General features: G+C 65.5%; 25 protein-coding genes. 15 read left to right on the forward strand and 10 right to left on the reverse strand.

The window, feature by feature from the left end; translation table 11 throughout:
• The 3 genes from phnX to E8F06_RS10185 all read right to left on the reverse strand — a co-directional run.
• Window positions 1–677 (reverse strand): phosphonoacetaldehyde hydrolase (gene phnX, locus E8F06_RS10175; protein WP_280366638.1); only part of this gene is annotated, 677 nt, incomplete at its 3' end.
• Window positions 678–716: 39 nt separating this feature from the next.
• The gene (locus tag E8F06_RS10180; protein ID WP_280366640.1) at window positions 717–2,045 is read right to left on the reverse strand and encodes an MFS transporter; all 1,329 of its coding nucleotides are present in this window, start codon (window positions 2,043–2,045) and stop codon (window positions 717–719) included.
• 296 nt (window positions 2,046–2,341) lie between these two features.
• Window positions 2,342–3,499, reverse strand: coding sequence for a 2-aminoethylphosphonate--pyruvate transaminase (locus E8F06_RS10185; protein ID WP_280366642.1), 1,158 nt, complete (start codon window positions 3,497–3,499; stop codon window positions 2,342–2,344).
• A gap of 130 nt (window positions 3,500–3,629) precedes the next feature.
• Here E8F06_RS10185 and E8F06_RS10190 point away from each other — a divergent pair, with 130 nt between their 5' ends.
• The 4 genes from E8F06_RS10190 (at window position 3,630) to E8F06_RS10205 (ending at window position 6,972) form a co-directional block, all read left to right on the forward strand.
• Entirely contained in the window at window positions 3,630–4,502 is an 873-nt protein-coding gene (locus E8F06_RS10190; RefSeq protein WP_280366644.1) for a LysR substrate-binding domain-containing protein, read from the forward strand.
• A gap of 200 nt (window positions 4,503–4,702) precedes the next feature.
• Window positions 4,703–6,055, forward strand: coding sequence for a UDP-N-acetylmuramate:L-alanyl-gamma-D-glutamyl-meso-diaminopimelate ligase (mpl, locus tag E8F06_RS10195; protein ID WP_280366647.1), 1,353 nt, complete (start codon window positions 4,703–4,705; stop codon window positions 6,053–6,055).
• A gap of 4 nt (window positions 6,056–6,059) precedes the next feature.
• Window positions 6,060–6,689, forward strand: coding sequence for a flavin prenyltransferase UbiX (gene ubiX, locus E8F06_RS10200; RefSeq protein ID WP_016490716.1), 630 nt, complete (start codon window positions 6,060–6,062; stop codon window positions 6,687–6,689).
• A complete protein-coding gene (locus E8F06_RS10205) occupies window positions 6,682–6,972 on the forward strand; it encodes a YceK/YidQ family lipoprotein (RefSeq protein ID WP_280366649.1) in 291 nt (96 codons plus the stop codon). Before ubiX ends, E8F06_RS10205 begins: the two co-directional genes overlap by 8 nt.
• A 207-nt stretch (window positions 6,973–7,179) precedes the next feature.
• On the opposite strand, the gene E8F06_RS10210 is transcribed toward E8F06_RS10205, so the two are convergent.
• The 4 genes from E8F06_RS10210 to E8F06_RS10225 form a co-directional block, all read right to left on the reverse strand.
• Entirely contained in the window at window positions 7,180–7,647 is a 468-nt protein-coding gene (locus E8F06_RS10210) for a YbaK/EbsC family protein (protein WP_280366651.1), read from the reverse strand.
• A gap of 64 nt (window positions 7,648–7,711) precedes the next feature.
• Complete coding sequence (locus E8F06_RS10215; RefSeq protein WP_280366653.1) at window positions 7,712–8,353, reverse strand: oxidoreductase; 642 nt, start codon at window positions 8,351–8,353, stop codon at window positions 7,712–7,714.
• Window positions 8,354–8,381: 28 nt separating this feature from the next.
• On the reverse strand, window positions 8,382–10,109 hold the full coding sequence (locus tag E8F06_RS10220) for a C13 family peptidase (protein WP_280366656.1): 1,728 nt from the start codon (window positions 10,107–10,109) through the stop codon (window positions 8,382–8,384).
• Window positions 10,110–10,193: 84 nt separating this feature from the next.
• A complete protein-coding gene (locus E8F06_RS10225) occupies window positions 10,194–10,649 on the reverse strand; it encodes a MaoC family dehydratase (RefSeq protein ID WP_151131679.1) in 456 nt (151 codons plus the stop codon).
• Window positions 10,650–10,865: 216 nt separating this feature from the next.
• Between E8F06_RS10225 and E8F06_RS10230 the strand changes: the two genes are divergently transcribed.
• From E8F06_RS10230 to E8F06_RS10240, 3 genes are read left to right on the forward strand one after another with little or no spacing between them, the layout of a single operon-like run.
• Window positions 10,866–11,228, forward strand: coding sequence for a CidA/LrgA family protein (locus E8F06_RS10230; RefSeq protein WP_280366659.1), 363 nt, complete (start codon window positions 10,866–10,868; stop codon window positions 11,226–11,228).
• A complete protein-coding gene (locus E8F06_RS10235; protein WP_280366661.1) occupies window positions 11,225–11,941 on the forward strand; it encodes an LrgB family protein in 717 nt (238 codons plus the stop codon). Before E8F06_RS10230 ends, E8F06_RS10235 begins: the two co-directional genes overlap by 4 nt.
• Window positions 11,942–11,950: 9 nt before the next feature.
• Window positions 11,951–12,541: an LON peptidase substrate-binding domain-containing protein gene (locus E8F06_RS10240; protein ID WP_280366663.1), complete on the forward strand. Its 591-nt coding sequence runs from the start codon at window positions 11,951–11,953 to the stop codon at window positions 12,539–12,541.
• A 16-nt stretch (window positions 12,542–12,557) separates the two neighbouring features.
• Here E8F06_RS10240 and E8F06_RS10245 read toward each other — a convergent pair whose 3' ends face one another.
• Both E8F06_RS10245 and E8F06_RS10250 read right to left on the reverse strand, forming a co-directional pair.
• Window positions 12,558–13,874 (reverse strand): bifunctional DedA family/phosphatase PAP2 family protein, encoded by a 1,317-nt coding sequence (locus tag E8F06_RS10245; protein ID WP_280366666.1) that lies wholly within the window; start codon window positions 13,872–13,874, stop codon window positions 12,558–12,560.
• Window positions 13,871–14,581 carry a DNA-3-methyladenine glycosylase gene (locus E8F06_RS10250; RefSeq protein WP_280366668.1) on the reverse strand — a complete coding sequence of 237 codons (711 nt, stop codon included), beginning with the start codon at window positions 14,579–14,581 and terminating at the stop codon, window positions 13,871–13,873. Before E8F06_RS10250 ends, E8F06_RS10245 begins: the two co-directional genes overlap by 4 nt.
• A 115-nt stretch (window positions 14,582–14,696) precedes the next feature.
• Between E8F06_RS10250 and E8F06_RS10255 the strand changes: the two genes are divergently transcribed.
• Window positions 14,697–15,542, forward strand: a complete 846-nt coding sequence (locus E8F06_RS10255; RefSeq protein ID WP_280366671.1) for a class I SAM-dependent methyltransferase — start codon at window positions 14,697–14,699, stop codon at window positions 15,540–15,542.
• Between the two features lie 41 nt (window positions 15,543–15,583).
• Here the strand turns inward: E8F06_RS10255 and E8F06_RS10260 are convergent, their stop codons facing one another.
• Entirely contained in the window at window positions 15,584–16,813 is a 1,230-nt protein-coding gene (locus E8F06_RS10260; RefSeq protein WP_280366673.1) for an alpha/beta hydrolase, read from the reverse strand.
• A gap of 270 nt (window positions 16,814–17,083) precedes the next feature.
• Here E8F06_RS10260 and E8F06_RS10265 point away from each other — a divergent pair, with 270 nt between their 5' ends.
• From E8F06_RS10265 to mltB, 7 genes are read left to right on the forward strand one after another with little or no spacing between them, the layout of a single operon-like run.
• Window positions 17,084–18,349, forward strand: coding sequence for a glutamate-5-semialdehyde dehydrogenase (locus tag E8F06_RS10265; protein ID WP_280366675.1), 1,266 nt, complete (start codon window positions 17,084–17,086; stop codon window positions 18,347–18,349).
• The gene (gene nadD / locus E8F06_RS10270) at window positions 18,349–18,993 is read left to right on the forward strand and encodes a nicotinate-nucleotide adenylyltransferase (protein WP_280366678.1); all 645 of its coding nucleotides are present in this window, start codon (window positions 18,349–18,351) and stop codon (window positions 18,991–18,993) included. The genes E8F06_RS10265 and nadD overlap by 1 nt, the downstream gene beginning before the upstream one ends.
• 22 nt (window positions 18,994–19,015) lie before the next feature.
• Window positions 19,016–19,369, forward strand: a complete 354-nt coding sequence (gene rsfS / locus E8F06_RS10275) for a ribosome silencing factor (RefSeq protein ID WP_280366681.1) — start codon at window positions 19,016–19,018, stop codon at window positions 19,367–19,369.
• 12 nt (window positions 19,370–19,381) lie between these two features.
• Entirely contained in the window at window positions 19,382–19,849 is a 468-nt protein-coding gene (gene rlmH, locus E8F06_RS10280; protein ID WP_044872302.1) for a 23S rRNA (pseudouridine(1915)-N(3))-methyltransferase RlmH, read from the forward strand.
• A gap of 9 nt (window positions 19,850–19,858) precedes the next feature.
• Entirely contained in the window at window positions 19,859–21,757 is a 1,899-nt protein-coding gene (mrdA, locus tag E8F06_RS10285) for a penicillin-binding protein 2 (RefSeq protein WP_280366683.1), read from the forward strand.
• On the forward strand, window positions 21,754–22,899 hold the full coding sequence (rodA, locus tag E8F06_RS10290) for a rod shape-determining protein RodA (protein WP_271470062.1): 1,146 nt from the start codon (window positions 21,754–21,756) through the stop codon (window positions 22,897–22,899). Before mrdA ends, rodA begins: the two co-directional genes overlap by 4 nt.
• Before the next feature lie 35 nt (window positions 22,900–22,934).
• Window positions 22,935–23,924: a lytic murein transglycosylase B gene (gene mltB, locus E8F06_RS10295; protein ID WP_280367348.1), complete on the forward strand. Its 990-nt coding sequence runs from the start codon at window positions 22,935–22,937 to the stop codon at window positions 23,922–23,924.
• Window positions 23,925–23,927 lie beyond the last annotated feature (3 nt).

The raw sequence follows: 23,927 nt of genomic DNA on the forward strand, positions 1-23,927 counted from the left end.
TTCGGCAGCGCCTTGAACTGTTCGTACGTCAGGCCCAGGGCGTTGCCCGAGCAGGTCAGGGCCACGGTCCACATGCCGGCGCTGCGGCCTTCGAGGATGCCCGGCCAGGTGTCGTCCACCTTCACGCAGGCGGCGACGTCGTCGATGCCGAGGGCGATCACGTTGGCCAGAGACTGGGCCGGGTACGGACGGCCGTTGGGCACTTCGTCGGTCGCCACCACGTGGTCCGGCGTGTAGCCGTTCTCGCGGGCCAGTTCCACCACCTTGGCCATCACCACCGCCGGGTAGCCGGAGCAGGTACCGATCTTCAGGCCCTTGCCGCGCAGGGTGGCGATGGCGTCGAGGGCGCCGGGGATCAGGGCCGAGTGCAGGCCGATCTTCTCGATCTGCAGCGGCATGAAGCGTTCGTAGATGGCGGTGACGTCATCGTCCGTCGGCAGGCGGCCGAAGGCAGCGCGGTAGCGTTCGCCGATCGCCGGCACGTCGCAGAGGGTGCGGATGTGGTCCCACTTGCCCATGCCCATCGGGCCGCGGGCTTCTTCCAGGGAGACGGCGACGCCGAACTCACCGAAGGCCTCGACGAAGATCTGGGTCGGCGCGAAGGAACCGAAGTCGACGACGGTACCGGCCCAGTCGAGGATTGCGGCTTTCAGTTGGGTGGGTTGCTTGTAATGCATGGTGAGGACTCCAGCGGATTGCAGGTTGAGTAAGGGAATTCAGGTTCTGGCCCCGGCGATTGCCGGTTGACCGTTGGCCGGGAGGTTTTCCGGCGCTTTCAGGGTTTGCGGGCGGCTGTTCCAGAAGGGCACCAGCATCAGGCTGGCCAGCAGCGCCGCGGCGGTGAACACCAGGAAGACGGTGTTGGTGTCGAAGTAGCCCGGCAGCAGGCCGCCGAGGATGGCGCCGACCGAGCCGCAGCCGTTGACGAAGCCCGCGGCGGTACCGGCGGCTTCTTGGGTGCCGAAGTCGATGGCGGCGGAGCTGCTGATCATCGAATCCGGTCCGTAGAGGGTCATGCCCATCATGAACAGCAGGCCGACCACCAGGTACAGGCTGCCGCTCTGCATGGCCGGGACGAACAGCGCCAGGCAGACGGTGAGGGCGATCAGGCTGAACACGCAGGCCGGCATGCGGCGGGCGCCGAAGAGCTTGTCCGAGGCGATGCCGATGAGGATCGGACCCACCAGACCGGCCAGCTCGAAGGCAGTGGGAACGATGGCCGACGCGACCTTGCCGATGGCGGGCATGCGTTCGTAGACGATCACCGGGCCCCACAGGAGGATGGCGTAGCGGGCGGGCTTGAGCAGGAAGTAGGCCAGGCCCAGGACCAGCACGGTGCGGTTCTTGACCACCTTGCGCAGTGCATTCCAGTGGCTTTCACGCGGACCGCTGCTGGCAGTTTCCACTTCAACCGGGGCGTGGCCCACGTCTTCCGGCTTGTTGCGCTGCAGGAAGAAGAACAGCACGGCAACGGTGCCAACCACCAGGGCGGAGGAAATGAACGCCATGCGCCAGTCCTGGAACACGTCGTAGGCCCACCAGCCAGCGAAGGGCGTGGCCACCAGTCCGCCGAAGGCGTAGCAGGTGCTCCAGTAACCCAGCACACGGCCACGTTCGCGGGTGGCGAAGAAACTGCCGATGTTCTTGCACAGCCCCGACCAACCGGTGGACTGGGCCAGGCCCTGGACCACCATGCAGGTGGCGAAGATCGGCAAGGTGGCGAAGGTGCCCATGACGACGGCCACCAGGGCCGAAATCACCAGGCCGCCGAGCACCACGACACGTGGGCCGAAACGGTCGGCGAAGATGCCCCAGGTGAACTGGCCTACGGCGTAGGCGGCGAGGTAGAGGGCGTCGAGGTTGGCCATCGCGGCCTTGTCGAGGTCGAAGCTCGGGTCTTCGCCGATGCCGAGCTTGGCGACGGAGAAGGCTTTCCGGGTGAAGTAGAAGGCGGCGTAGGCCAGCCAGGTGATGAGGAATATCTGGACACGCCAGCGCTGGAGGGATTTCCAGCCGCTGTGCAAGGCGCCTGCGTTGTTGTTCATGGTTTTCTGACCCCGTGTGGGTATGCCGGACAGTGCAAATAGGGAGGTTGTTGTTGTTTTGCTGCTGGGCTGTCTAAACGCACGACCTTGGTCAGATGGCAGCGGTCGTGGCGTCAGGCTGGTGAATGAGATTCGGCGTTGGTCTTGGCTCCTGCCCGGCGTGGCCGAGCGGTCGGTCTACTACGGAAATGTTTCAGAAAAAGGTCACCGCACCACGGCCCCGCTACCCGCAGCGGGAACCGTCTCAGGACGGTGGGTGACCGGAATGGGGCTGCCTGTCGACTCAGGCAGACCGTTTACTTCATGTCCACGCCCATCGCTTCCAGCGAGTCGGTGATGGCGCGCAGCAGTTGGCGGACGATGTGCTCGTCGATCTGCCCGATGCAGCCGATGCGGAAGCTCTCGGCGACGGTCAGCTTGCCGGGGTAGATGATGAAGTTGCGGGCCTTCAGTTCCTCGTAGAAGCGCTTGAACTCGAAGTTCGGGTGCTCCGGGCTGAAGAAGGTGGTGATGATCGGCGACAGCCACTGGTCTTCCAGCAGGGTCTTGAAACCGATCTCGCGCATGCCGGCGACCAGTACGTCGCGGTTGCGGCTGTAGCGTGCCAGGCGGCCCGGTACGCCACCCTCGGCGGCGTGCTGTTCCAGCGCCGTGCGGAAGGCGACCACGCTGTGGGTCGGCGGGGTGAAGCGCCACTGGCCGGTGCGCTCCATGTAGAGCCACTGCTCGTAGATATCCAGGGCCAGGGAGTGGGCGCGGCCCTTGGCTGCTTCCAGCACCGAGCGACGGATGATCACGAAGCCGAAGCCTGGGATGCCTTCGATGCATTTGTTGGCGGAAGACACCAGCACGTCGAAGGCGATTTCATTCACGGTCAGCGGTACGGCGCCGAAGGAGCTCATGGCGTCGACGATCAGGCTCTTGCCGTGGGCCTTCACCACGTCGGCGATTTCGCGCAGCGGGTTGAGGATGCCGGAGCTGGTTTCGCAGTGGACCAGGAAGACGTTGGTCACGTCCGGGTGGGCCTTCAGCAGGGCGTCGACTTCATCCGGTTGCGGCGGCAGGTAGTCGCCCTTGTCCAGGGTGATGTAGGCGCGGCCGAGGTAGTCCAGGGTCTTGGCGGCGCGCTGGCCGTAGGCACCGTTCATCAGGATCAGGCACTTGCCGTCGCGGGGGATGGCGGTGGCGAGGGCGGCTTCCACCGAGAAGCTGCCGCTGCCTTGCAGGGGAACGCAGGCGAAGCTGTCGTCTTGCACGCCGGCCATCGACAGCAGTTCCTGGCGCACTTCGGCGGTCACCAGGTTGAAGGCGCCATCCCACGAGCCCCAGTCACGCAGCATGGCTTCCTTGGTGGCCTTGGAGGTGGTCAGCGGGCCGGGTGTCAGCAGGTAGGGCTCGCCGAGGGCGGGGGTCGCCAGCGGTTGGGTGTTGGTGGGGAATTCGGCTTTGGTCATGGTCGTCTCCAGCGTTGTTCTGGTGAGGGCGCGTTGCGATGGAGAGATAAAACCAATTCCCTAGAAATAAAAAAAATCGATTTATAGTATTTCAAAAATAAGTTGAGCTTATTTATCGAGGAGCAGGCGAATGGCGGTTTCCCAGGCACAGCTGAAGGCCTTCCACGCCGTGGCGGTGCACGGCAACTTCACCCGCGCGGCGGAGGCGCTTTTCCTCAGCCAGCCGGCGGTTTCCGACCAGGTGCGCAAGCTGGAGGAGCGCTTCGGCATCCTGCTGTTCCACCGCAACAAGCGCTCGGTGCAACTGACCGACCTTGGCGAGCGTTTGCTGACCATCACCCAGCGGCTGTTCGCGGCGGAGTCCGAAGCGCAGGAGCTGTTGTCCACTTCGCGCGCCCTGGAGACTGGCAGCCTGACCCTGGCGGTGGACTCGCCGGTGCACCTGCTGGGGCATATCGCGCGCTTCTGCGAGCGCTATCCGGGCATTCGCGTCAGCCTGGTCACCGGCAACAGCGACGAGTGCCTGCGCCGGTTGCAGGAGTACAAGGCGGACTTCGCGCTGCTGGGGCGCGTGGTGGAGGACGACAGCCTGATCACCCATGTACTCAGCGCCGACCCGCTGGTGGCCTTCGTGGCACATTCGCACCCCTGGGCGGCGCGTGAGTCGATCGTCCTCGCCGACCTGGAGGACATGCCGATGGTGCTGCGCGAGCGCGGTTCCATGACCCGGCAGATACTCGAAGAGGAGATGCGCCGCGCTGGCATCGCCATCCGTCCGGCCATCGAGGTAGAAGGCCGCGAGGCCACCTTCGAGATGGTCGCCGCGGGCCTTGGCGTCGGCCTGGTGTCTGCGGCCGAGGTGGGCGCCAGCGCCAACGTCCATGTGCTACCGATCCGCGATTGCCTGCAGCGCATGACGGAGACGCTGGTGTGCCTGCGGGAGCAGGGTTCGCGGCGCATCATCGAGACCTTTTTCGCCATTGTGAGGTCGAACGGCGGCTAGCCGGTTCGCTTCATCCTTGTAGGGGCGAATTCATTCGCCAAGGACCGCGTAGCGGTCCCTAGGTCGTGCATGGCAGGCCGTTGGCCTGTTGGCGAATGAATTCGCCCCTACACCAGTCTTCTGGGGCTGCCGGGGAGGCCGCTGTGCTAACCTGCGACAAGTTTTTTCCGGGCCGGGGCGGCCCGTTTCAGAGGTCATCCATGCATATCCATATCCTCGGCATCTGCGGCACCTTCATGGGTTCGCTGGCGGTGCTGGCCAAGGAACTTGGCCACCGTGTCACCGGCTCCGACGCCAACGTCTACCCGCCCATGAGCACCCAGTTGGAGGCCCAGGGCATCGAGTTGATGCAGGGGTACGAACCGGCCCATCTGGAGCCCGCTCCGGATCTCGTGGTGGTCGGCAACGCGCTGTCCCGTGGTAACCCTGCTGTGGAATACGTGCTGAACAAGGGCCTGCCCTATGTCTCCGGCCCGCAGTGGCTGGCCGATCATGTGCTGCAAGGCCGTTGGGTGCTGGCAGTGGCCGGTACCCACGGCAAGACCACCACCACCAGCATGCTGGCCTGGGTGCTGGAGCATGCCGGCATGAGCCCGGGCTTCCTGATCGGCGGCGTTCCGCAGAACTTCGGTGTGTCGGCCCGTCTGGGCGGCACGCCTTTCTTCGTGGTGGAGGCCGACGAGTACGACAGCGCCTTCTTCGACAAGCGCTCCAAGTTCGTCCACTACCGCCCGCGCACTGCCATCCTCAATAACCTCGAGTTCGATCACGCGGATATCTTCCCCGACCTCGCCGCCATCGAGCGCCAGTTCCACCATCTGGTGCGGACCATCCCCGGCGAGGGGCTGGTCATCCACCCGACCTCCGAAATCGCCCTCAAGCGCGTGCTGGACATGGGCTGCTGGACCCCGGTGCAGACCACCGGCGAAGGCGGTCAATGGCAGGCGCGCCTGCTGGCCGAAGACGGCTCGCATTTCGAAGTGCTGTTCGAAGGCCAGGTCGCCGGCACCGTCGACTGGGAGCTGACCGGCCAGCACAACGTCGCCAACGCCCTGGCCACCCTGGCTGCCGCCCGCCATGTGGGCGTGGTGCCGGAACTGGGCGTCGCCGCGCTGTCCGCCTTCAAGAGCGTCAAGCGGCGCATGGAGAAGGTGGCTGAAGTGAACGGCGTGACCATATACGATGACTTCGCCCACCATCCCACCGCCATCGCCACCACCCTCGACGGCCTGCGCAAGCGCGTGGGCGATGCCTCGGTGATCGCGGTGATCGAACCGCGCTCCAACTCCATGAAGCTCGGTGCCCACCGTGACGGCCTGCCGGACTCGGTGAAGCTGGCAGACCAGGTGTTCTGGTACGCACCGCCGAATCTTGGCTGGGATCTGGCGGCCACAGTCGCCGGCTCCACTGTGCCGACCCAGGTGTGCGAATCCCTGGAGTCCATCATCGAGGGGGTGAAGGCCATCGCCGCGCCCGGCACCCAGGTGGTGATCATGAGCAATGGCGGTTTCGGCGGCCTGCACGGCAAGCTGGCCTCGGCCCTGGCGGAGTGAGGCCATGAACGGACCGTCCCGCATCACCCTGGCGATGACTGGCGCATCCGGCGCCCAGTACGGCTTGCGCCTGCTGGACTGCCTGATCCAGGAAGACCGCGAAGTGCACTTCCTGATTTCCAAGGCGGCGCAGTTGGTAATGGCCACGGAAACCGACGTCACCCTGCCGGCCAAGCCCCAGGCCATGCAGGCCTTCCTCAGCGAATACACCGGCGCCGCGCCGGGACAGATTCGCTGCTACGGCAAGGAAGACTGGATGTCCCCGGTGGCGTCCGGCTCGGGCGCGCCGGCGGCCATGGTGGTGGTGCCCTGTTCCACCGGCACGCTTTCGGCCATCGCCACCGGCGCCTGCAACAACCTGATCGAGCGCGCTGCCGACGTGACCCTGAAGGAGCGCCGCCAGCTGATTCTGGTGCCGCGCGAGGCGCCGTACTCCAGCATCCACCTGGAGAACATGCTCAAGCTGTCCAACCTGGGCGCGGTGATCGTGCCGGCCTCGCCGGGCTTCTATCACCAGCCGCAGACCATCGATGACCTGGTGGACTTCGTGGTCGCGCGCATCCTCAACCTGCTGGATATCCCCCAGGACATGCTGCCGCGCTGGGGCGAACACCATCAGGGCGTCGATGACTAAGCGTCTCTCGCTGGCCGTGCTGGCGCTGGCCCTGCTGCAGGGCTGCGCCAGTGTCGGCACCCTCAACGCTGCCAAGCCCGGGGCGCCGATCATCTATTCCGGCACCCGCCTGGACTGGTATTCGCTCAATGGCGGCTGTTGCCCGACGGACCGTTTCGGCGTCGAGCCGCCGGCCTATCCGGCCCTGGACCTGCCGGCCAGCGCCCTGATGGACACGCTGCTGTTGCCGTTCGCGGTGGCGGCGGAGATGGGTGTGAGCCTGGGGGTAACGGGCGGGTATTGAACCGGTCCGGGAGCCTTGTAGGAGCTAGCTAGCTTGCTAGTTAGTAGGATGTGGTGGAGCGAAGCGATACCCATCGGCTCTACAGAACAGCATGGGTATCGCAGGCTCAACCCATCCTACGTTGCTGTAGGAGCTAGCTTGCTAGCGAAAAGGGGCTATTCGCTGGCAAGCCAGCTCCTACAGGGCACTGCAGCTACTTGCGACACTTCAAGCGGGCTCCTGGCAGACATCCACCCACTTCGCTTCCACCAGCTCAGCCATGTAGTCCGGGGCGATGCGTACGGCGCTGTGCACGGCGCCGGCCGCCGGCACCACTTCATCGAATGCCTGCAGGGAACGGTCGCAGTAGACCGGCAGCGGGGTTGCCAGCCCGAACGGGCAGACGCCGCCCACTGGGTGACTGGTCAGGGACTCCACCGTCTCGGCATCCAGCATCTTGGCCTTGGCGCCGAAGGTTTCCTTGAACTTGCGGTTGTCGATCCGCGCGTCGCCACGGGCCACCACCAGCACGGCGTCCTCACCGACGCGGAAGGCCAGGGTCTTGGCGATGCGGCCAGGCTCGACGCCATGGGCTTCAGCGGCCAGTGCCACGGTGGCGGTGCTGGTATGCAGTTCGATGATGTCGATTTCCGGCGCCTTCCCGGCAAAGAAGGCGCGGACCGATTCAAGGCTCATGGGCGATCTCTTCTGGTAAAGGTACGAATCCTTGTGCAGGCGCAGGGCCGGCGTCAATCCAGATTCAGCGGCCCAGGCGGCGCAGGTCGTCCGACTCGATAATGCGAATGCCATCTTCCTCTTCCAGCGCCAGTCGCCAGAGCGCGCGGGCCAGGGTGCAGACGTCGATGCCCCGGTACTTGCCCGGCAGCCAGCGCATGAAGGCGGCAGCGAGGCGTTCGCCGAAGCGGAACTCGCTGCGCGGCCCCATCAGCAGGGAGGGGCGGGCGATGGTCAGCTGCGGCCAGTCCATGGCTTTCAGGGCTTCTTCCATCTCGCCCTTCACCTTGTTGTAGAAGATCGGCGACGCCTGGCTGGCGCCAAGAGCACTGATCACGATGAAGTGCCGTGCCCCCAGTTCGCGGGCGCGCCGGGCAGCGGCCAGGACCAGGTCCAGGTCGACGGCGCGGAAGGCTTCCTGGGAGCCGGCCTGGCGGATGGTGCTGCCCAGGCAGCAGAAGGCGACATCTATCCGGCCTTCCAGTTGCGGCAGCATTTCGACCAGGGGGCCGACGGGATTTTGCAGGTGCGGGTGCTCGGCCAGAGGGCGACGGGTCGGCGCCAGGACCCTGGCGACGGTGGGTTCGTTGAGCAGGCGGTCGAGCAGGTGCTCGCCGGTCAGTCCAGTGGCGCCGGCGAGCAGTATGTGCTGGGGCGTCAGATGCATATTGTGTCTCCGCTGATACACGCTGAGCTTAGTGGTTGCGCGCGGTTTTGTCGGCGTTCGCGCTGCTCTGCGCGGTCAGGGCCTGCTCCGCCTGGTGTTCCCGCAGCGCACGCCAGCGGGCGGTGACGGCCTTTGGCGCCCAGATCTGCGGTTCCGACGCTTCGAAATCGTCGGCTTTCTCTCGCTCGGCGACTTTCTCCTGGGCGATGCCGAAGGCGCGTTCCAGGTCATCGGTCTCGCTGAAGGCGTCGGCGAACAGGGCGCGACCGAAGTAGGTGAAGTCGTTCTCTTCGGAGCAACCGAAGGACACGCGATCGGAGCGGGCGGCGGTCATGATCAGGGTCTTCTCATCCTTCAGGGGTGGAATGAAACCACCGGAGTAACAGGCGGAAATCACCAGCACCTTGTACCTGTCCTTGAGGGGCGCGAGCAGGCTCGCGAATTCCTGTGCCGGCAGGTGGCCCAGTTGCAGGCCGGGTTGCTCCAGGGCCAGTTCGTGGGTTGGCGAGCCGTGGCTGGTGAGGTAGATGAACACCAGGTCTTCTGGACCGCTGCGCCGGGCAACCGCCTGGATGGCCCGGGCAAGGCTTTCGCGGGTGGCCAGGGGGCGGTCGGCCATGTGCTCGCGGTGGTTGACCAGGGTGATCTGGCCGTGGGCGCCGAAGCGTTCGGCCAGGAGCTTGGAAACATAGTCTGCTTCGCGCAGGAACACGCTCTGGCGTCCGTCGCCGGCGAGGCTGATGGAGTAGAGCTCCACGTCCGGGGTGGAGGCCGGTACGGCGTCGATGGCCTGTTGGAGCAGGTCGCCCTGGGCCAGCAGGCCAATTTCCAGGGGATCGGGCAGGGCCTTGCCCTGTTCGTCACGAATGCGTGTGCCGTCCTGCCAGACGCCTCCTTCATGCTTGCCGTCCACCAGCGTCAGCTTGCCGGTGCCGCTGTAGAGGCCGTCGTTGAAGTGCCCCTGGTAGCGGCTGCCGTCGGCCAGGGATAGCTTGCCTTCACCCTGGTAGCGCCAGTGCTTGAAGTGGCCCTGGTAATGACTGCCGTCGGCGCCGATGAATTCGCCTTCGCCAACCAGATTGCCTTCCTTGAACCGGCCGCTCCAGACATCGCCGTCGCCACTGCTGAAACGGCCCTTGCCATCGAACAGGCTGTCCTTGAACTCGCCGATGTAGTGGGAGCCGTCTTCGCCCTGATAGGCGCCCTGGCCCTGGAGTTGGCCGCGCTTGAATCTTCCGCTGAAGCGGTTGCCGGCCTCGTCGGTGCGGACCCCTTCGCCGTCCGGCGTGCCGGCACTGAAGAGGCCCTGATAATTGCTGCCATCGGGCCACTCAAGGCTTCCGAAGCCCTGGTACTTGTCATTGCGGAACTGACCGCGATAGGTGACGTCGCCCTGGCGCAGGGTGCCTTCGCCATCGAACTGGTTATGGGCGAAGCCGCCCTCGTAGGTGGTGCCATTGCCGTAGGCGAGGCGTCCCTGGCCGTGGAACAGGCCGGCCTTGAATTCGCCGCTGTAGACCAGGCCATTGGGGCCGTGCCATTCGCCCTGGCCATCCGGTTGGCCATCCTTGAACTGACCTTCGAACCAGGTGCCGTTGTTGTAGTCCAGGCGCCCCGGACCTTGCAGCAGGCCGTCGACCAGATCGCCGCGATAGCGGGAGCCGTCCGGCAGGCGAGCGTCTGGCGGGGTCAGGGGTTCTCCTTCGCCGCAGGCCGCAAGAAGCAGTGCGAGCGTGAGGGGCAGAAGCGGCTTCATCGGGTGTCCTTTTCCTTGCATCTGCCCTTCAGTTTGGCGCAAAAAAGCCCGCTGCTGCGGGCTTTTTTGTGGCCTGGCTACGGCTTAGACGAAGCAGAGGCTCAGGGATTCGGCGATGTAGGCGGGCTTCTGCTGGCCTTCGATTTCCAGGGTGCAGAGGGCCTTGATCAGCCATTGGCCGGGGTTCTTCTCGTTGACGTCGATGACCTTCACGGCCAGGCGCACGCGGGAATCCACCTTCACCGGCTGGATGAAGCGCACGCTGTCGAGGCCGTAGTTGACGACCATCTTCGCGCCTTCAGGCAGAACCAGCAGGCCGTCGATCAGTTTCGGAATCAGCGACAGGCTGAGGAAGCCGTGGGCGATGGTGGAACCGAAGGGGGTCTGCTTGGCGCGCTCAGGGTCGACGTGGATGAACTGGTGGTCTTCGGTGCATTCGGCGAACTGGTTGATGCGGTTCTGGTCGATGCTGATCCAGTCCGAGTGGCCCAATTCCTTGCCAACGTAATTCTTCAGTTCCGCTACTGGTACGTACGCCATACGTCATCCTCCGTGGATGCAGTGTTGTAATTTTTCTGGTCCGGGGGGCTTGGCCCCTCGTTTGCGTGCCCGGCGTAGATCAACACGCCGGAGGAGGACGGTCAAGACGGCATGCCCCCTGCGAATGGCGGGTTATAGCGCGGCGGCGGGCAAGCCTATAATGCCCCCCGTCCCGGCCGAGGCTCGCCTGGCCGGACCTGACCCGTGGAGAACCTCATGCTGTTGCGCGGACTGACCTGGCTGGTGCTGTTCCAGCTGATCGGTAGCGGGCTCAATGCCCTGTTCCTGTCCATGCTGCCCGGGCCCATCATCGGCCTGGTGCTGCTCTTCCTCTATCTGCTGGTGCACGGCGAAGTGAGCGAGCCGCTGAGCCTGGCCGCCAGCAGCCTGCTGCGCTACCTGCCGCTGCTGCTGGTGCCGCCAGCGGTAGGTGTGATGGTCTACGCCCAGGCCATCTGGGCGGACTTCTGGGCCATTGTCGGGGCGCTGGTGCTGTCCCTGCTGACCGCTTTCCTTTTCTGTGGCTGGCTGATGCAGAAGCTCATCGATCGTCAGGCGCGCCGCAAGGAGGATGCATGAACCTCGACTGGCAAGCCGCCGTGCAGGCGATGGTGCATCACCCTCTGTTCGGCTTCGGCGTGACCCTGGCGGCCTACCAGTTGGCCCTGGCCGCCTACGAGAAGACCCGCTGGGTGTTCCTGCAGCCGGTGCTGCTGTCCATGTTGCTGCTGATCGGCGTATTGCTGGCGTTTGGCATCACCTACCAGGAGTACCGCCAGAGTACCCAGCTGCTGACGGTGTTCCTCGGCCCGGCGACGGTGGCGCTGGCGGTGCCGCTGTTCCTCAACCTGCGGCGGATTCGCCAACTGTTCTGGCCCACCCTGCTGACGCTGGTGTTCGGCGGGCTCTTCGCTACGCTGTCGGTAGCGGCGCTGGGCTGGTGGTTCGGCACTGAGCACATGGTGCTGATGACCCTCTTGCCGAAGTCGGTGACCTCGCCCATCGCCATGCTGGTGGCCGAGCAGCTCGGTGGGGTGGCCGCCCTGGCGGCGGTGTTCGTGCTGATCACCGGCGTGCTCGGCGCCATACTCGGGCCTGAGCTGCTACGCCGTTGTGGTGTGCACCATCCGGCCGCCCAGGGCATGGCCCTGGGGCTCACCGCCCACGCGGTAGGTACTGCGCGGGCGTTGCAGGAAGGCGAGGAGTGCGGTGCCTTCGCCGCCCTGGCGATGAGCCTGATGGGCGTTGCCACCGCGGTACTGCTGCCGCTCGCCGTTGCCATGATTGCCTGAGGTCGATGCATGAAGCTGCCGCTGTTTCCGCTCAACACCGTGTTGTTTCCGGGCTGCACCCTGGATCTGCAGATCTTCGAGGCGCGCTACCTGGACATGATCGGACGCTGCATGAAGCAGGGCGAAGGCTTTGGTGTGGTGTGCATCCTTGAAGGCCAGGAAGTGGGCGAGGCCGCCAGCCGCTTCGCCGCCATCGGCTGTGAGGCGCTGGTCCGCGATTGGCAGCAGCGTCCCAACGGATTGCTGGGCATTCGCGTGGAGGGCGGCCGGCGCTTCCATGTGAGCAAGGCGGAAGTGCTGCGCGACCAGTTGACCCTGGCCGAAGTAGAGTGGCTGGATGATGAACCCGAGCGCCCGTTGCGCCCGGAACACGCCGACCTCGCGGCCCTGCTCAATGCCCTGGCCGAGCATCCGATGGTCCAGGGGCTGGGCATGGGTGGCGTGGTGCACGGGCAGCAGGCGCTGGCTAATCAGCTGTCCTATCTGCTGCCCTTCCATATCAAGGAAAAGATTCACCTGCTGACCCTGAGCGATCCGGACGAACGCCTGGATTTCCTCCAGGGGTTGCTGGATCAGCTGCAGGGCGAATCCATCGCCTGATGTGGGATTCAGCAGGTCAGTAGCTGTAGCGCGCCAGGGCCTCGGGCAGCGCCCAGACAGCGGCACCGCCCAACAGGGCCAGGCAGGCCGGCAGTACCACCAACCAGATACGCGGCGCCATTGCAGTGAGTGGTGCGGCACGCTGCATCAGCGCCAGGCCCGCCGCTGCGATGCCACCCGCCAGCAGGGCGCCGGCGAGGATGTCGGTGGGCCAGTGCACGCCGAGGTAAACCCGCGATAGCGCGATGGCCAGGGCCGGCAGGCAAGCCAGCAGCAGCCAGGTCAGGCGCAGGCGTCCTGGCTGCCCGCGACCGGCAAGAATCCCCAGTACCAGGAAGAAGGCGAAGGCCGCCGAGCTGTGCCCGCTGGGGAAGCTGAACGTGGTCAGGGGCTCGGCGAGCACTTCTGGCCGCGCCCGCGCGAAGAGCTGCTTGAGTCCGGTATTGGCCAGCGCGGTCGCCACCAGGGTGCCGATGGCGAAGCAGGCGGGGCGCCACTGGCGCAGCAGCAACAGCAGACCGCCGAGCAGGGCGCCGGCGAGGAGCTGGGTCGTGAAGTCGCCTAGGCGGGTGACCAGCACCATCAACTGGTCGAGGCTGGCGTGGCGCTGTTCCTGAACCAGCGCCATCAGGCCCTGGTCCAGAGCCTGAAGGTGCGGCCAGCCAACCAGCAGGGCGCCCAGCGCTATCAGGCTCAGGCCTGCCGCCAACGGGTTGGCCCAGCGTTTCTCACGTAGCGTGCTGTGGACGATCAGGCCGAGCATGGCCACCACCGTCACGATCACCACCCCGGCTTCGCCCCAGAAACCTTCCGGCAGCGGCAGGCGCAAGGCAGCACCGGTGGCCCAGCCGGGTACCAGGTAGGCCACGGCCCAGCCGGCGGCGGCCAGCATGCTTACGGCGACAAAACGCGGGAAGGGCATGTCCAGCATGCCGGCGACCATCGGCAGCATGGGCCGCAGCGGGCCGATGTAGCGGCCCACCAGCAGGCTGGCGACGCCATAGCGCTGGAAGTAGTTCTCGGCGCCGCTGATCCATTCCGGGTGGTCCCGCAGCAGTGGCAGGTTGCGGATGTTCTGGTGGAAGCGACGGCCCAGGCCGTAGGAGATCATGTCGCCCAGCAGTCCGCCGGTGTAGGCCAGCAGCAGGGTTTCCCAGAGCTCCAGCGCGCCGCTGCCGGCCATCACGCCAACGGCGAACAGCAGGGCGACGCCCGGTACCACGATGCCGGCGATGGCCAGGCATTCGATGCAGGCGATCAGGAAGATGGCCAGGCCCAGCCATTCCGGATTGGCGCCGAGCCAGGCGGTGACCTGGTCGAACCATTGACTCATGGGTGAATGTCCTCGATCAGCGTGAAGTCGCGTCCTTCGACTTGCCCGCGGCGCAACGGATTGCGCGTGCAGTGGCGGGCGTAGGCGGCGTCGACGAAGCGGTAGGGCAGGTGTTCGTCGCGGCCGTGGGGAATTCCCAGGCGCGCGGTCTGGATGATGGTGGCGGGGCGCTCGTCGACGTCTTCGACGAACAGGCGCTGCCAGTCGAAGCGCTGACCGTCCCAGTCGGGCACCTTGAGGCCGAGGGAGCGGCACAGCAGGGTCTGGCCAGCGCAGAGGCGTTCGGCCGGGCGCGGCCCGCCCTGGGCGTCGGGGTTGTTGCCTTGCATGGCGGCCAGCGCGTCGGTGGGGGAGATGTCGTCCACCCAGGGGTGGCCGGACTTGATCAGTACTGCGTTACCGGCCCCGTGGGCGCTGAAGTTGAGCGAGTCGCCGCCCCGGGCGTAGTACATATAGATGTGCCCACCATCGAGAAAGAGTGCGCGGCGCTTGTGGGTGTAACCGAGGGAAGCATGGCTGCCCTTGTCCACCAGGTAGTAGGCCTCGGTCTCGATGATGCGCGCGGACAGCCAGCGACCGTCGACCCGGTGGCGGATGACCTTGCCCAGCAGCTCGCGGGCCACTTGCTGGGCGTCGCGGTCGAAAAAGGCATCGGTCAGCGGGCGGGCACCAGGCCAGGGCAAACTAAGGATGGGATCGCAGGACATGGGGCTGTCGCAGGGTTACGGGTCGGAATAGGCTCGCGATTATACGGAAGCACGCTGAGCCGAAGCTGAATGCCGGCGTCGGAATCGTCACGCAAAATAACAAGAGCCCGTTGCCATGTCCCGAGCCGCCCGCGTCGACAGTGCCCACATCACCCCCAGTGCGCACTACACCGGTTATGTCTGGTATCGCCACCAGCTCGCCGAGGAGCCCTTCGTCACCCCCTTCGGACGCTTCGCCCACGGCGTGCTGGCGCCGGTCAGTTGGGGCGCGCGCGTGGCCTTTGGCCTGGATGTGGAGCGCTTCCTGCTGCAGCGCCACCTGCTGATCGACGCCCTGTTACGCGAGGCCATCGAACAGCGCGGGGTGCGCCAGGTGGTGGAAATCGCTTGCGGCCTGTCGCCTCGGGGGCGGCGTTTCTGTTCCCGTTACCCGCAATTGCGCTACCTGGAAGCCGACCTGCCGCCCATGGCCGCGCGCAAGCGGCTGCTGCTGCATGAAGAGGGCTGGCTGAATGCGCGGCATCAGGTTCGTCCTGTGGATATCCTCGCCGAGCAGTGCACGAACGACCTGCAGGCACTGTTCTCCGGGCTGGACCGGGAAGAGCCGGTGCTGGTGATCACCGAAGGGCTGGTGAACTACTTCGAGCTACCGGTAATAGAAGGCTTCTGGGCTCGCCTTGCGGCGCAATTGCGCCAATTCCCGTCCGCCACCTACCTCACTGATCTCTATCCCGACCTGCGCGAGCACCCGCGCTACCGGCAATTGCGCTGGGGCATTGACCTCGTGGGCCGATTGACCCGTGGCCGCTATTACCTGCACTACCGGGGCGACGACGCCATTGTCGCGGGCTTCGAAGGTTGCGGCTTCGGCGAAGTCCGGGTGCATGACCCGAAGGAGTTGGAGGCAGCGCCGGCGGATGCCTGGCCGGCGCTGGTGCGGGTGGTGGAGGGGAGGATCTGAGGCGTCAATCAGGGGCGACCCCACAAAAGAAGCGCGCCGCGTCAGGCGCAGGACAGAGCGCGGGTTTCCGTCTGGACCACCTGCGCCGCCAGCGCCTCACTGGCCGCCGCGTCGGTATGGGGGAAGACCAGCGCCAGGCTGTCGCCGTCGTGGCGCAGCGCGAGTACATCCAGTGCTGGCAAGTCGCCTGCCTGTAGGCGCCAGCCTCGGGATGGCAGGTCGGCCGGCAGCGCGCCCTGCACCAGGCCGCCGAAGAATCCCAGTTCGCTGACATCCACCGACCATTCGCCCGCTTCAGCGTGCAGCAGCCGGCCTCGTCGGTTCAGCGGGGCCACGCGCGGTTCCTGGCGCCGCTCCAGGCGGTCCAGGCGATTGCGTGCCAGACGCGTGGCACCGGGGCTGGCCAGGGGCAGGGCGGTGCCCTGGAGGAAGGGCCGATAGAAGCTGGCGCAGGCTTCGCGCTGCTCGAACTGGGCCAGGTGATCGCCGTTGTGGATAAGCGCGCAATCGGCATCGGCACAGGCGGCGGCGAAGCCCGCGTGCTCCCAGGGCTGGGTGAAATGGTCGTATTCGCCGGCCAGGACCAGGGTCGGGCAGGTCGGATGACGGGTGAATCCCGGGAAGTCGAGCAAGCGGCGGCTATTTTGCAGGTATCGCTCGACTTCTTGCGGGGAAAGTCGCTGCATCTGTCGCAGAAGTGCCTTGCGAAAGATCAGCGAGACGCCGGTTTCGTCCAGGCGCAGGGGATTGATCAGTCCGGTCAGGGCGCCCTGGGCGAAGCGCAGGACCTGGCCCTCAGCCAGCAGGTCCAGGCCTTCCTCCAGCATGCGCCGGGCGCCGGGGCGGCCGAAGGCGGTGATCCCGGCCAGCAGCAGGCGTGCGCAGCGCTGCGGGTGGCGTACGGCGAACAGGGCCGCCAGGGCCGAGCCGTAGGACAGGCCGATGGGCATCAACGGTGGCAGGCGGAACTCTTCGGCGAACGCGGCGATCAGGTCGGCCAGCTGTTCGAGCGAGAGCTCAGGCGCCAGTTGCAGGTTTGCGCCCTGGCTTGGCAGGTCGAGGAGGATCACCGGGTGGTGGGGCAGCAGTTCCTGCACCTCCGCGCCGAATGAGCGAAAGCTCTGGAAGGCACCACCTAGCATCAGGACCGGCTCGCGATTGTCCTCGGCGTGTCGGGAGAATGCCTGGTAATGCAGGGTCCAGGCGCCGAGCTGGACGACGCGGGGCGCATCGTTCAGGTGCTGTGGGGCGAAGTCGGTCTGGTAACGCATGGCGGGTTCTCCGGCGCCTGGGCGCTTCTTGTTCTTCTGCGACGACTGCAATTTGAAGGTAAACAGCGCGGCCACTTTTGTTTACCCAACCTTCGGGCGGGCGCTCGGGGCGGGTGTCACCGTCCCCGCTGCGGCCCGCCTGGGACTAGGCCCGTGCCGTTACCGGCGGCGCCTGTGGAATGGGCTGTCTACCATCCGCCCGGCGCCGCTGGGCGCGGACGAGCGCGGTCGCTATAATCAGCCGCTTTCCCTTCGCCAGAACACGAGACCATGACCGAGTCCGTTCTCGATTACATGACCCGCCTTGGCCGCGCCGCTCGCGCCGCCTCGCGCGTGGCCGCCCGTGCCAGCACCGCGCAGAAGAACCGCGCCCTGCTGGCTGCCGCCGATGCCCTGGACGCAGCTCGTGCCGAGCTGACCGCCGCCAACGAGCAGGACCTGGCCAATGGCCGGGCCAATGGCCTGGAGCCAGCCATGCTCGATCGCCTGGCGCTGACCCCAGCGCGCATCGACGACATGATCGAGGGCCTGCGTCAGGTCGCCACCCTGCCGGACCCCATCGGCGAAATCCGCGACATGCGCTACCTGCCGTCCGGTATCCAGGTGGGCAAGATGCGCGTGCCGCTGGGCGTGATCGGCATCATCTACGAGTCGCGGCCGAACGTGACCATCGATGCAGCCAGCCTCTGCCTGAAATCCGGCAACGCCACCATCCTGCGTGGCGGTTCCGAGGCTATTCATTCCAATCAGGCCATCGCCGCCTGCATCCAGAAGGGCCTGTCCGACGCCGGCCTGCCCAGCGAACTGGTGCAAGTGGTGGAAACCACCGACCGCGCCGCCGTGGGTGCGCTGATCAGCATGCCGGAGTATGTGGACGTGATCGTCCCGCGCGGTGGCAAGGGCCTGATCGAACGCATCAGCCGCGAAGCCAAGGTGCCGGTGATCAAGCACCTGGACGGCATCTGCCACGTCTATATCGACGTCGCCGCCGATCTGGACAAGGCGATCCGCGTGGCAGACAACGCCAAGACACAGCGTTACGCGCCCTGCAACACCATGGAAACCCTGCTGGTGCACGAGGGCATTGCCGCTCGTGTACTGCCGCCGCTGGCCGCCATCTACCGCGACAAGGGCGTAGAACTGCGCGGCGACGCCGCTACCCGTGCCCTGCTGGGCGCCGATGTGCTGGAGGCGACCGAAGAAGACTGGCGCACCGAGTACAACGCGCCGATCCTCTCGATCCGCATCGTCGACGGCCTGGAACAGGCCATCGAGCACATCAACGCCTACGGCTCGCAGCACACCGACGCCATCATCACCGAGAACTTCAGTGATGCGCGGCGTTTCCTCACCGAAGTGGATTCCGCCTCGGTGATGGTCAATGCCTCGACCCGCTTCGCCGATGGCTTTGAATACGGCCTTGGGGCGGAGATCGGCATTTCCACCGACAAGCTGCACGCCCGCGGCCCAGTCGGTCTGGAAGGCCTGACCAGCGAGAAGTACGTGGTCTTCGGCGACGGTCACGTACGTACCTGATGGGCAAGCGCATCGGCCTCTTCGGCGGCACCTTCGATCCCGTGCATATCGGCCACTTGCGAGGTGCCCTCGAGGTGGCCGAGCAGTTCGGCTTCGATGAGCTGCGCCTGATCCCCAGCGCGCGCCCGCCGCACCGCGAAACCCCGCGGGTTTCGGCGGCTCAGCGTCTGGAAATGGTGCAACTGGCGGTGGCCGGAGTTGCGCCGCTGATGGTGGACGATCGCGAACTCAAGCGCGAGCGGCCGTCCTGGACCATCGAAACGCTGGAGTCCCTGCGGACCGAGCTGGATGCCGATGACCAGTTGTTCCTGCTGGTCGGCTGGGACGCTTTCTGCGGCCTGCCGAGCTGGCACCGCTGGAGCGAGCTGCTGGACCATTGCCACATCCTGGTCCTGCAGCGTCCGGATGCCGACAGCGAGGCACCGGAAGACCTGCGCGATCTGTTGGCGGCGCGCAGCGCGGTCGATCCGCAATCGCTGCAGGGGCCGTCCGGGCAGATTGCTTTCGTCTGGCAGACGCCCCTGGCGATTTCCGCCACCCAGATCCGCCAATTGCTGGGGGAGGGGCGCTCGGTGCGCTTTCTCGTGCCCGATGCCGTATTGGCCTATATCCATGCGCACGATCTGTACCGTGCGCCGAACTGATTCACTGAGGTAGTTGAACCCGATGCAAAACGAAGAACTCGTCAAGGTCGCCATCGCGGCCCTGGAAGACCTGAAAGGTCAGGAAATCACCACCATCGACGTACGTGGCAAGACCAGCATCACCGATTTCATGGTGATCGCCAGCGGCACCTCCAGCCGTCACGTCAAGTCCCTGGCCGAGAACGTTCTGGAAAAGACCAAGGAACAAGGCGTGCGCGCCCTGGGCAGCGAAGGCCTGGACGGTGGCGAGTGGGCCCTGCTGGACCTGGGCGATGTGGTGGTGCATGTGATGCAGGTCGCCACCCGCCAGTTCTATGACCTGGAGCGCCTGTGGCAAGGCGCCGAGCAGAGCCGCGCGCACCACAGCCACGAGTAAGCGGGGCTTCCCTTGCGTCTACGTCTGATCGCCGTTGGCACTCGGATGCCGCGTTGGGTGGAAGAGGGCTGGCACGAGTACGTCAAGCGCCTGCCTTCCGAGCTCAGCCTGGAACTGGTGGAAATTCCCCTGACCACGCGCGGCAAGAACGCCGACGTGGCGCGGATGATCCGCCAGGAGGGCGAGGCCATGCTGGCCAAGGTCCAGCCGGGGGAACGCATCGTCACCCTGGAAGTCCAAGGTCGGCCCTGGAGCACCGAGCAACTGGCGGCCGAACTGGACCGCTGGCGCCTGGATTCGCGCACCGTCAACCTCATGGTCGGTGGCCCGGAAGGGCTGGCGCCGGAGGTCTGTGCCCGTAGCGAGCAGCGCTGGTCGCTGTCGCCTCTGACGCTGCCACACCCGTTGGTCCGCATCCTCATTGGCGAACAGATCTACCGCGCCTGGACGGTGTTGTCCGGCCACCCCTACCACAAGTAAGCCCCGTCCATGCCGCAACCGATTCGCCTCAAAGATCACGAGAAGGACGCCCGTCTGGTACGCCGGCGCGTGATCGTGGGCGCGGCAGCGGTGTTGATGCTGACCTGCGTGCTGATCGCCCGCCTCTATTACCTGCAGGTGATCCAGTACGACTACCACTCGACCCTGTCCGAGAACAATCGCGTCCATGTGCAGCCGATTCCGCCCACCCGAGGGCTGATCTTTGACCGCAATGGCGTGATCATTGCCGACAACCGGCCCAGCTTCAGCCTGAGCGTGACCCGCGAGCGCGCCGGCGACTGGGAGCAGACCCTCGATGTGATAGTCGAAGTGCTGCAGCTGACTCCCGATGATCGTGCGTTGTTCGAAAAACGCATGAAACAGGGGCGGCGCCCGTTCGAGCCAGTGCCCATCCTCTTCGAGCTGACCGAGGAGCAGATCGCCCGCATCGCGGTGAACCAGTTCCGCCTGCCCGGCGTCGAGGTGGTGGCACAGCTGGTGCGGCACTATCCGCAGGGCGCGCATTTCGCCCATTCCGTGGGTTATGTCGGCCGGATCAACGAGAAGGAACTCAAGCAGCTCGATCCGGTTAACTACAGCGGCACCCATCACATCGGCAAGACCGGTATCGAGCGCTTCTACGAAGACCAGTTGCACGGCGAGGTGGGTTACGAGGAAGTCGAGACCAACGCCCGTGGCCGCGTATTGCGTGTGCTCAAACGTACCGACCCGAAACCCGGCAAGGATCTGGTGCTGACCCTCGACGTGCGCTTGCAGGAGGCCGCCGAACAGGCCCTGGCCGGCCGTCGTGGTGCCATCGTCGCTATCGAGCCGTCCAGCGGTGATGTGCTGGCCATGGTCAGTCAGCCGAGCTTCGACCCCAACCCCTTCGTTACCGGCATCAGCTTCAAGGCCTATGCCGAGCTGCGCGATTCCATCGACCGGCCGCTGTACAACCGCGTATTGCGCGGCCTGTATCCGCCGGGTTCGACCATCAAACCGATGGTGGCCGTGTCCGGCCTGGATTCCGGTGTGGTGACGCCGGCCTCGCGGGTCTTCGATCCCGGCTTCTACCAACTACCCAATTACGATCACAAGTACCGCAACTGGAACCGTTCCGGTGACGGCTGGGTGAACATGGAAACCGCGATCATGCGGTCAAATGACACCTACTTCTACGATCTTGCCCACAAGATGGGCATTGATCGTCTTCATGACTACATGAGCCGCTTCGGCTTCGGTCAGCGCGTGGCCCTGGACATGTTCGAGGAGTCCTCCGGACTGATGCCGTCTCGCGAGTGGAAGCGCGCGCGCTACCGTCAGGCCTGGTTCCCGGGGGAAACGCTGATCCTCGGTATCGGCCAGGGCTACATGCAGGCCACCCCGCTGCAACTCGCCCAGGCGGTTGCGCTCATGGCCAACCGTGGCAAGTGGATTCGCCCGCACCTGGCCAAGACCATCGAAGGCCAGCCGCCGCTGGACCCGAACCCGATGCCGGACATCGTCCTGCGTGACCCGAAATACTGGGATGCGGGCCGTAACGGCATGGAGCAGGTGGTCCACGGTGCCCGGGGTACGGCGCACAAGGTCGGTGCGAGCTCCGTCTACCGTATCGCCGGCAAGTCCGGTACCGCCCAGGTGGTGGCCATCAAGCAGGGCGAGAAGTACGACCGCTCAAAAGTGCAGGAGCGCCACCGTGACCATGCCCTGTTCGTCGCCTTCGCCCCGGCGGAAGACCCGAAGATCGCCGTAGCGGTGATGGTGGAGAACGGCGAATCCGGTTCGGGCGTTGCCGCGCCGGTGGTCAAGCAGGTCATGGATGCCTGGCTGCTCGGTGAAGACGGCCAGCTGAAACCCGAGTTCCGACCGCCGCAGCCGCTGGCGGAACAGCAGAGCGCCAATCGATGAACAGCAACTTCGACCGCACCATCTCCCAGGAGGACGTGCTCAAGCGCCGCGCCACGCTGCTGCAGCGCTTGCACATCGACGGCTGGCTGCTGCTGATCATCCTGATGCTGGCCGCCGGCAGCCTGTTCGTCCTTTATTCGGCGAGCGGCAAGCACTGGGACCTGCTGATGAAGCAGGCCAGCTCCTTCGGTCTGGGCATCGGCGCTATGATCGTCATCGCCCAGTTCGAGCCGCGCTTCATGGCGCGCTGGGTGCCGCTCGCCTACGTGGTCGGGGTGGCGTTGCTGATGGTCGTGGAGATCATGGGTCACACGGCCATGGGCGCGACCCGCTGGATCAATATTCCCGGGGTGATCCGCTTCCAGCCCTCGGAGTTCATGAAAATCATCATGCCGGCGACCATCGCCTGGTACCTGTCGCGGCACAACCTGCCGCCGAAACTCAAGCACATCGCCATCAGCCTGGTGCTGATCCTCGTGCCCTTCGTGCTGATCCTGAAGCAGCCCGACCTCGGCACCGCGCTGCTGATCCTGGCCTCCGGCGCCTTCGTGCTGTTCATGGCCGGCCTGCAATGGCGCTGGATCCTCGGTGCGGTGGCGGCCGTCGTGCCCGTGGCGGTAGCCATGTGGTACTTCGTGCTGCACGACTACCAAAAGCAGCGGGTTCTGACCTTCCTCGACCCGGAAAGCGACCCGCTGGGCACGGGCTGGAACATCATCCAGTCCAAGGCGGCCATCGGTTCGGGCGGGGTGTTCGGCAAGGGCTGGCTGCTGGGCACTCAGTCGCACCTGGATTTTTTGCCCGAAAGCCACACGGACTTTATCATTGCGGTCCTCGGCGAAGAGTTCGGCCTGGTGGGCGCCTGCCTGCTGCTGTTGGTCTACCTGCTCCTGATCGGCCGCGGCCTGGTGATTACCGCCCAGGCCCAGACCCTGTTCGGCAAGCTGCTGGCGGGCAGTCTGACCATGACCTTCTTCGTGTACGTGTTCGTCAATATCGGCATGGTCAGTGGACTCTTGCCGGTCGTGGGGGTGCCCCTGCCCTTCATTAGTTACGGCGGAACCCATCTGGTGACGCTGCTGTCTGGGTTTGGGGTGTTGATGGCGATCCATACCCATCGCAAGTGGATCGCCCAGGTTTGAAACGAGTGAGAGATTTGAAAGCACTGCGCACTTGGATGCGGTTGGGTGCCTCTGGGGCTGCCCTGGTCGGACTGCTGGGAGCAGCCGCACCGGCGCTGTCGGGGGATTACGAGGGATCGCCGCAGGTGGCCGAATTCGTCGCCGAGATGACCCGCGACTACGGCTTCGCCGGCGAGCAATTGGTGGATCTGTTCCGTGAGGTGGAGCGCAAGCAGTCCATTCTCGACGCCATCTCCCGCCCCGCCGAGCGGGTCAAGCCGTGGAAGGAATACCGGCCGATCTTCATCACGCCGGCACGCATCCAGAAAGGCGTGACCTTCTGGAACCAGCACGCCGATGCACTGGCCCGCGCCGAGAAAGAGTACGGCGTACCGGCCCAGGTGATCGTCGCGATCATCGGTGTCGAGACCTTCTACGGCGGCAATACCGGCAACTTCCGTGTGATCGATGCCCTGTCCACCCTGGGCTTCGATTACCCGCCGCGTGCCGACTTCTTCCGCAAGCAGCTCAAGGAATTCCTCCTGCTGGCCCGTGAGGAGCAGGTCGATCCGCTGATGCTCAAGGGCTCCTATGCCGGCGCCATGGGCCTGCCGCAGTTCATGCCGAGCAGCTTCCGCGCCTATGCGGTGGATTTTGACGGCGACGGCCACATCGACATCTGGAGTAACCCGGTGGATGCCATCGGCAGCGTCGCCAGCTACTTCAAGCGCCACGGCTGGGTGCATGGCGCCCCGGTGGTCAGCCGTGCCCAGGTTCGCGGTGAACGAATCGACGAAGGGTTGACCCAGGGACTGGACCCGGTGAAGAACGTCGGCGATCTTAGGACGCTGGGCTGGGCAAGCGGTGATGCACTGCGCGATGATGTGCCGGTTACGGCCTTCAGGCTGGAGGGTGATGAGGGGGCGGAGTACTGGATGGGACTGCCGAACTTCTACGTCATTACCCGCTACAATCGCAGCGCGATGTACGCCATGGCCGTGCATCAGCTTTCCGAACTGCTGGTCAACGCAAGGGGCGGGCGTTAACCG

The organism is Pseudomonas sp. BN411 (assembly GCF_029871235.1).
GTDB lineage: Bacteria > Pseudomonadota > Gammaproteobacteria > Pseudomonadales > Pseudomonadaceae > Metapseudomonas.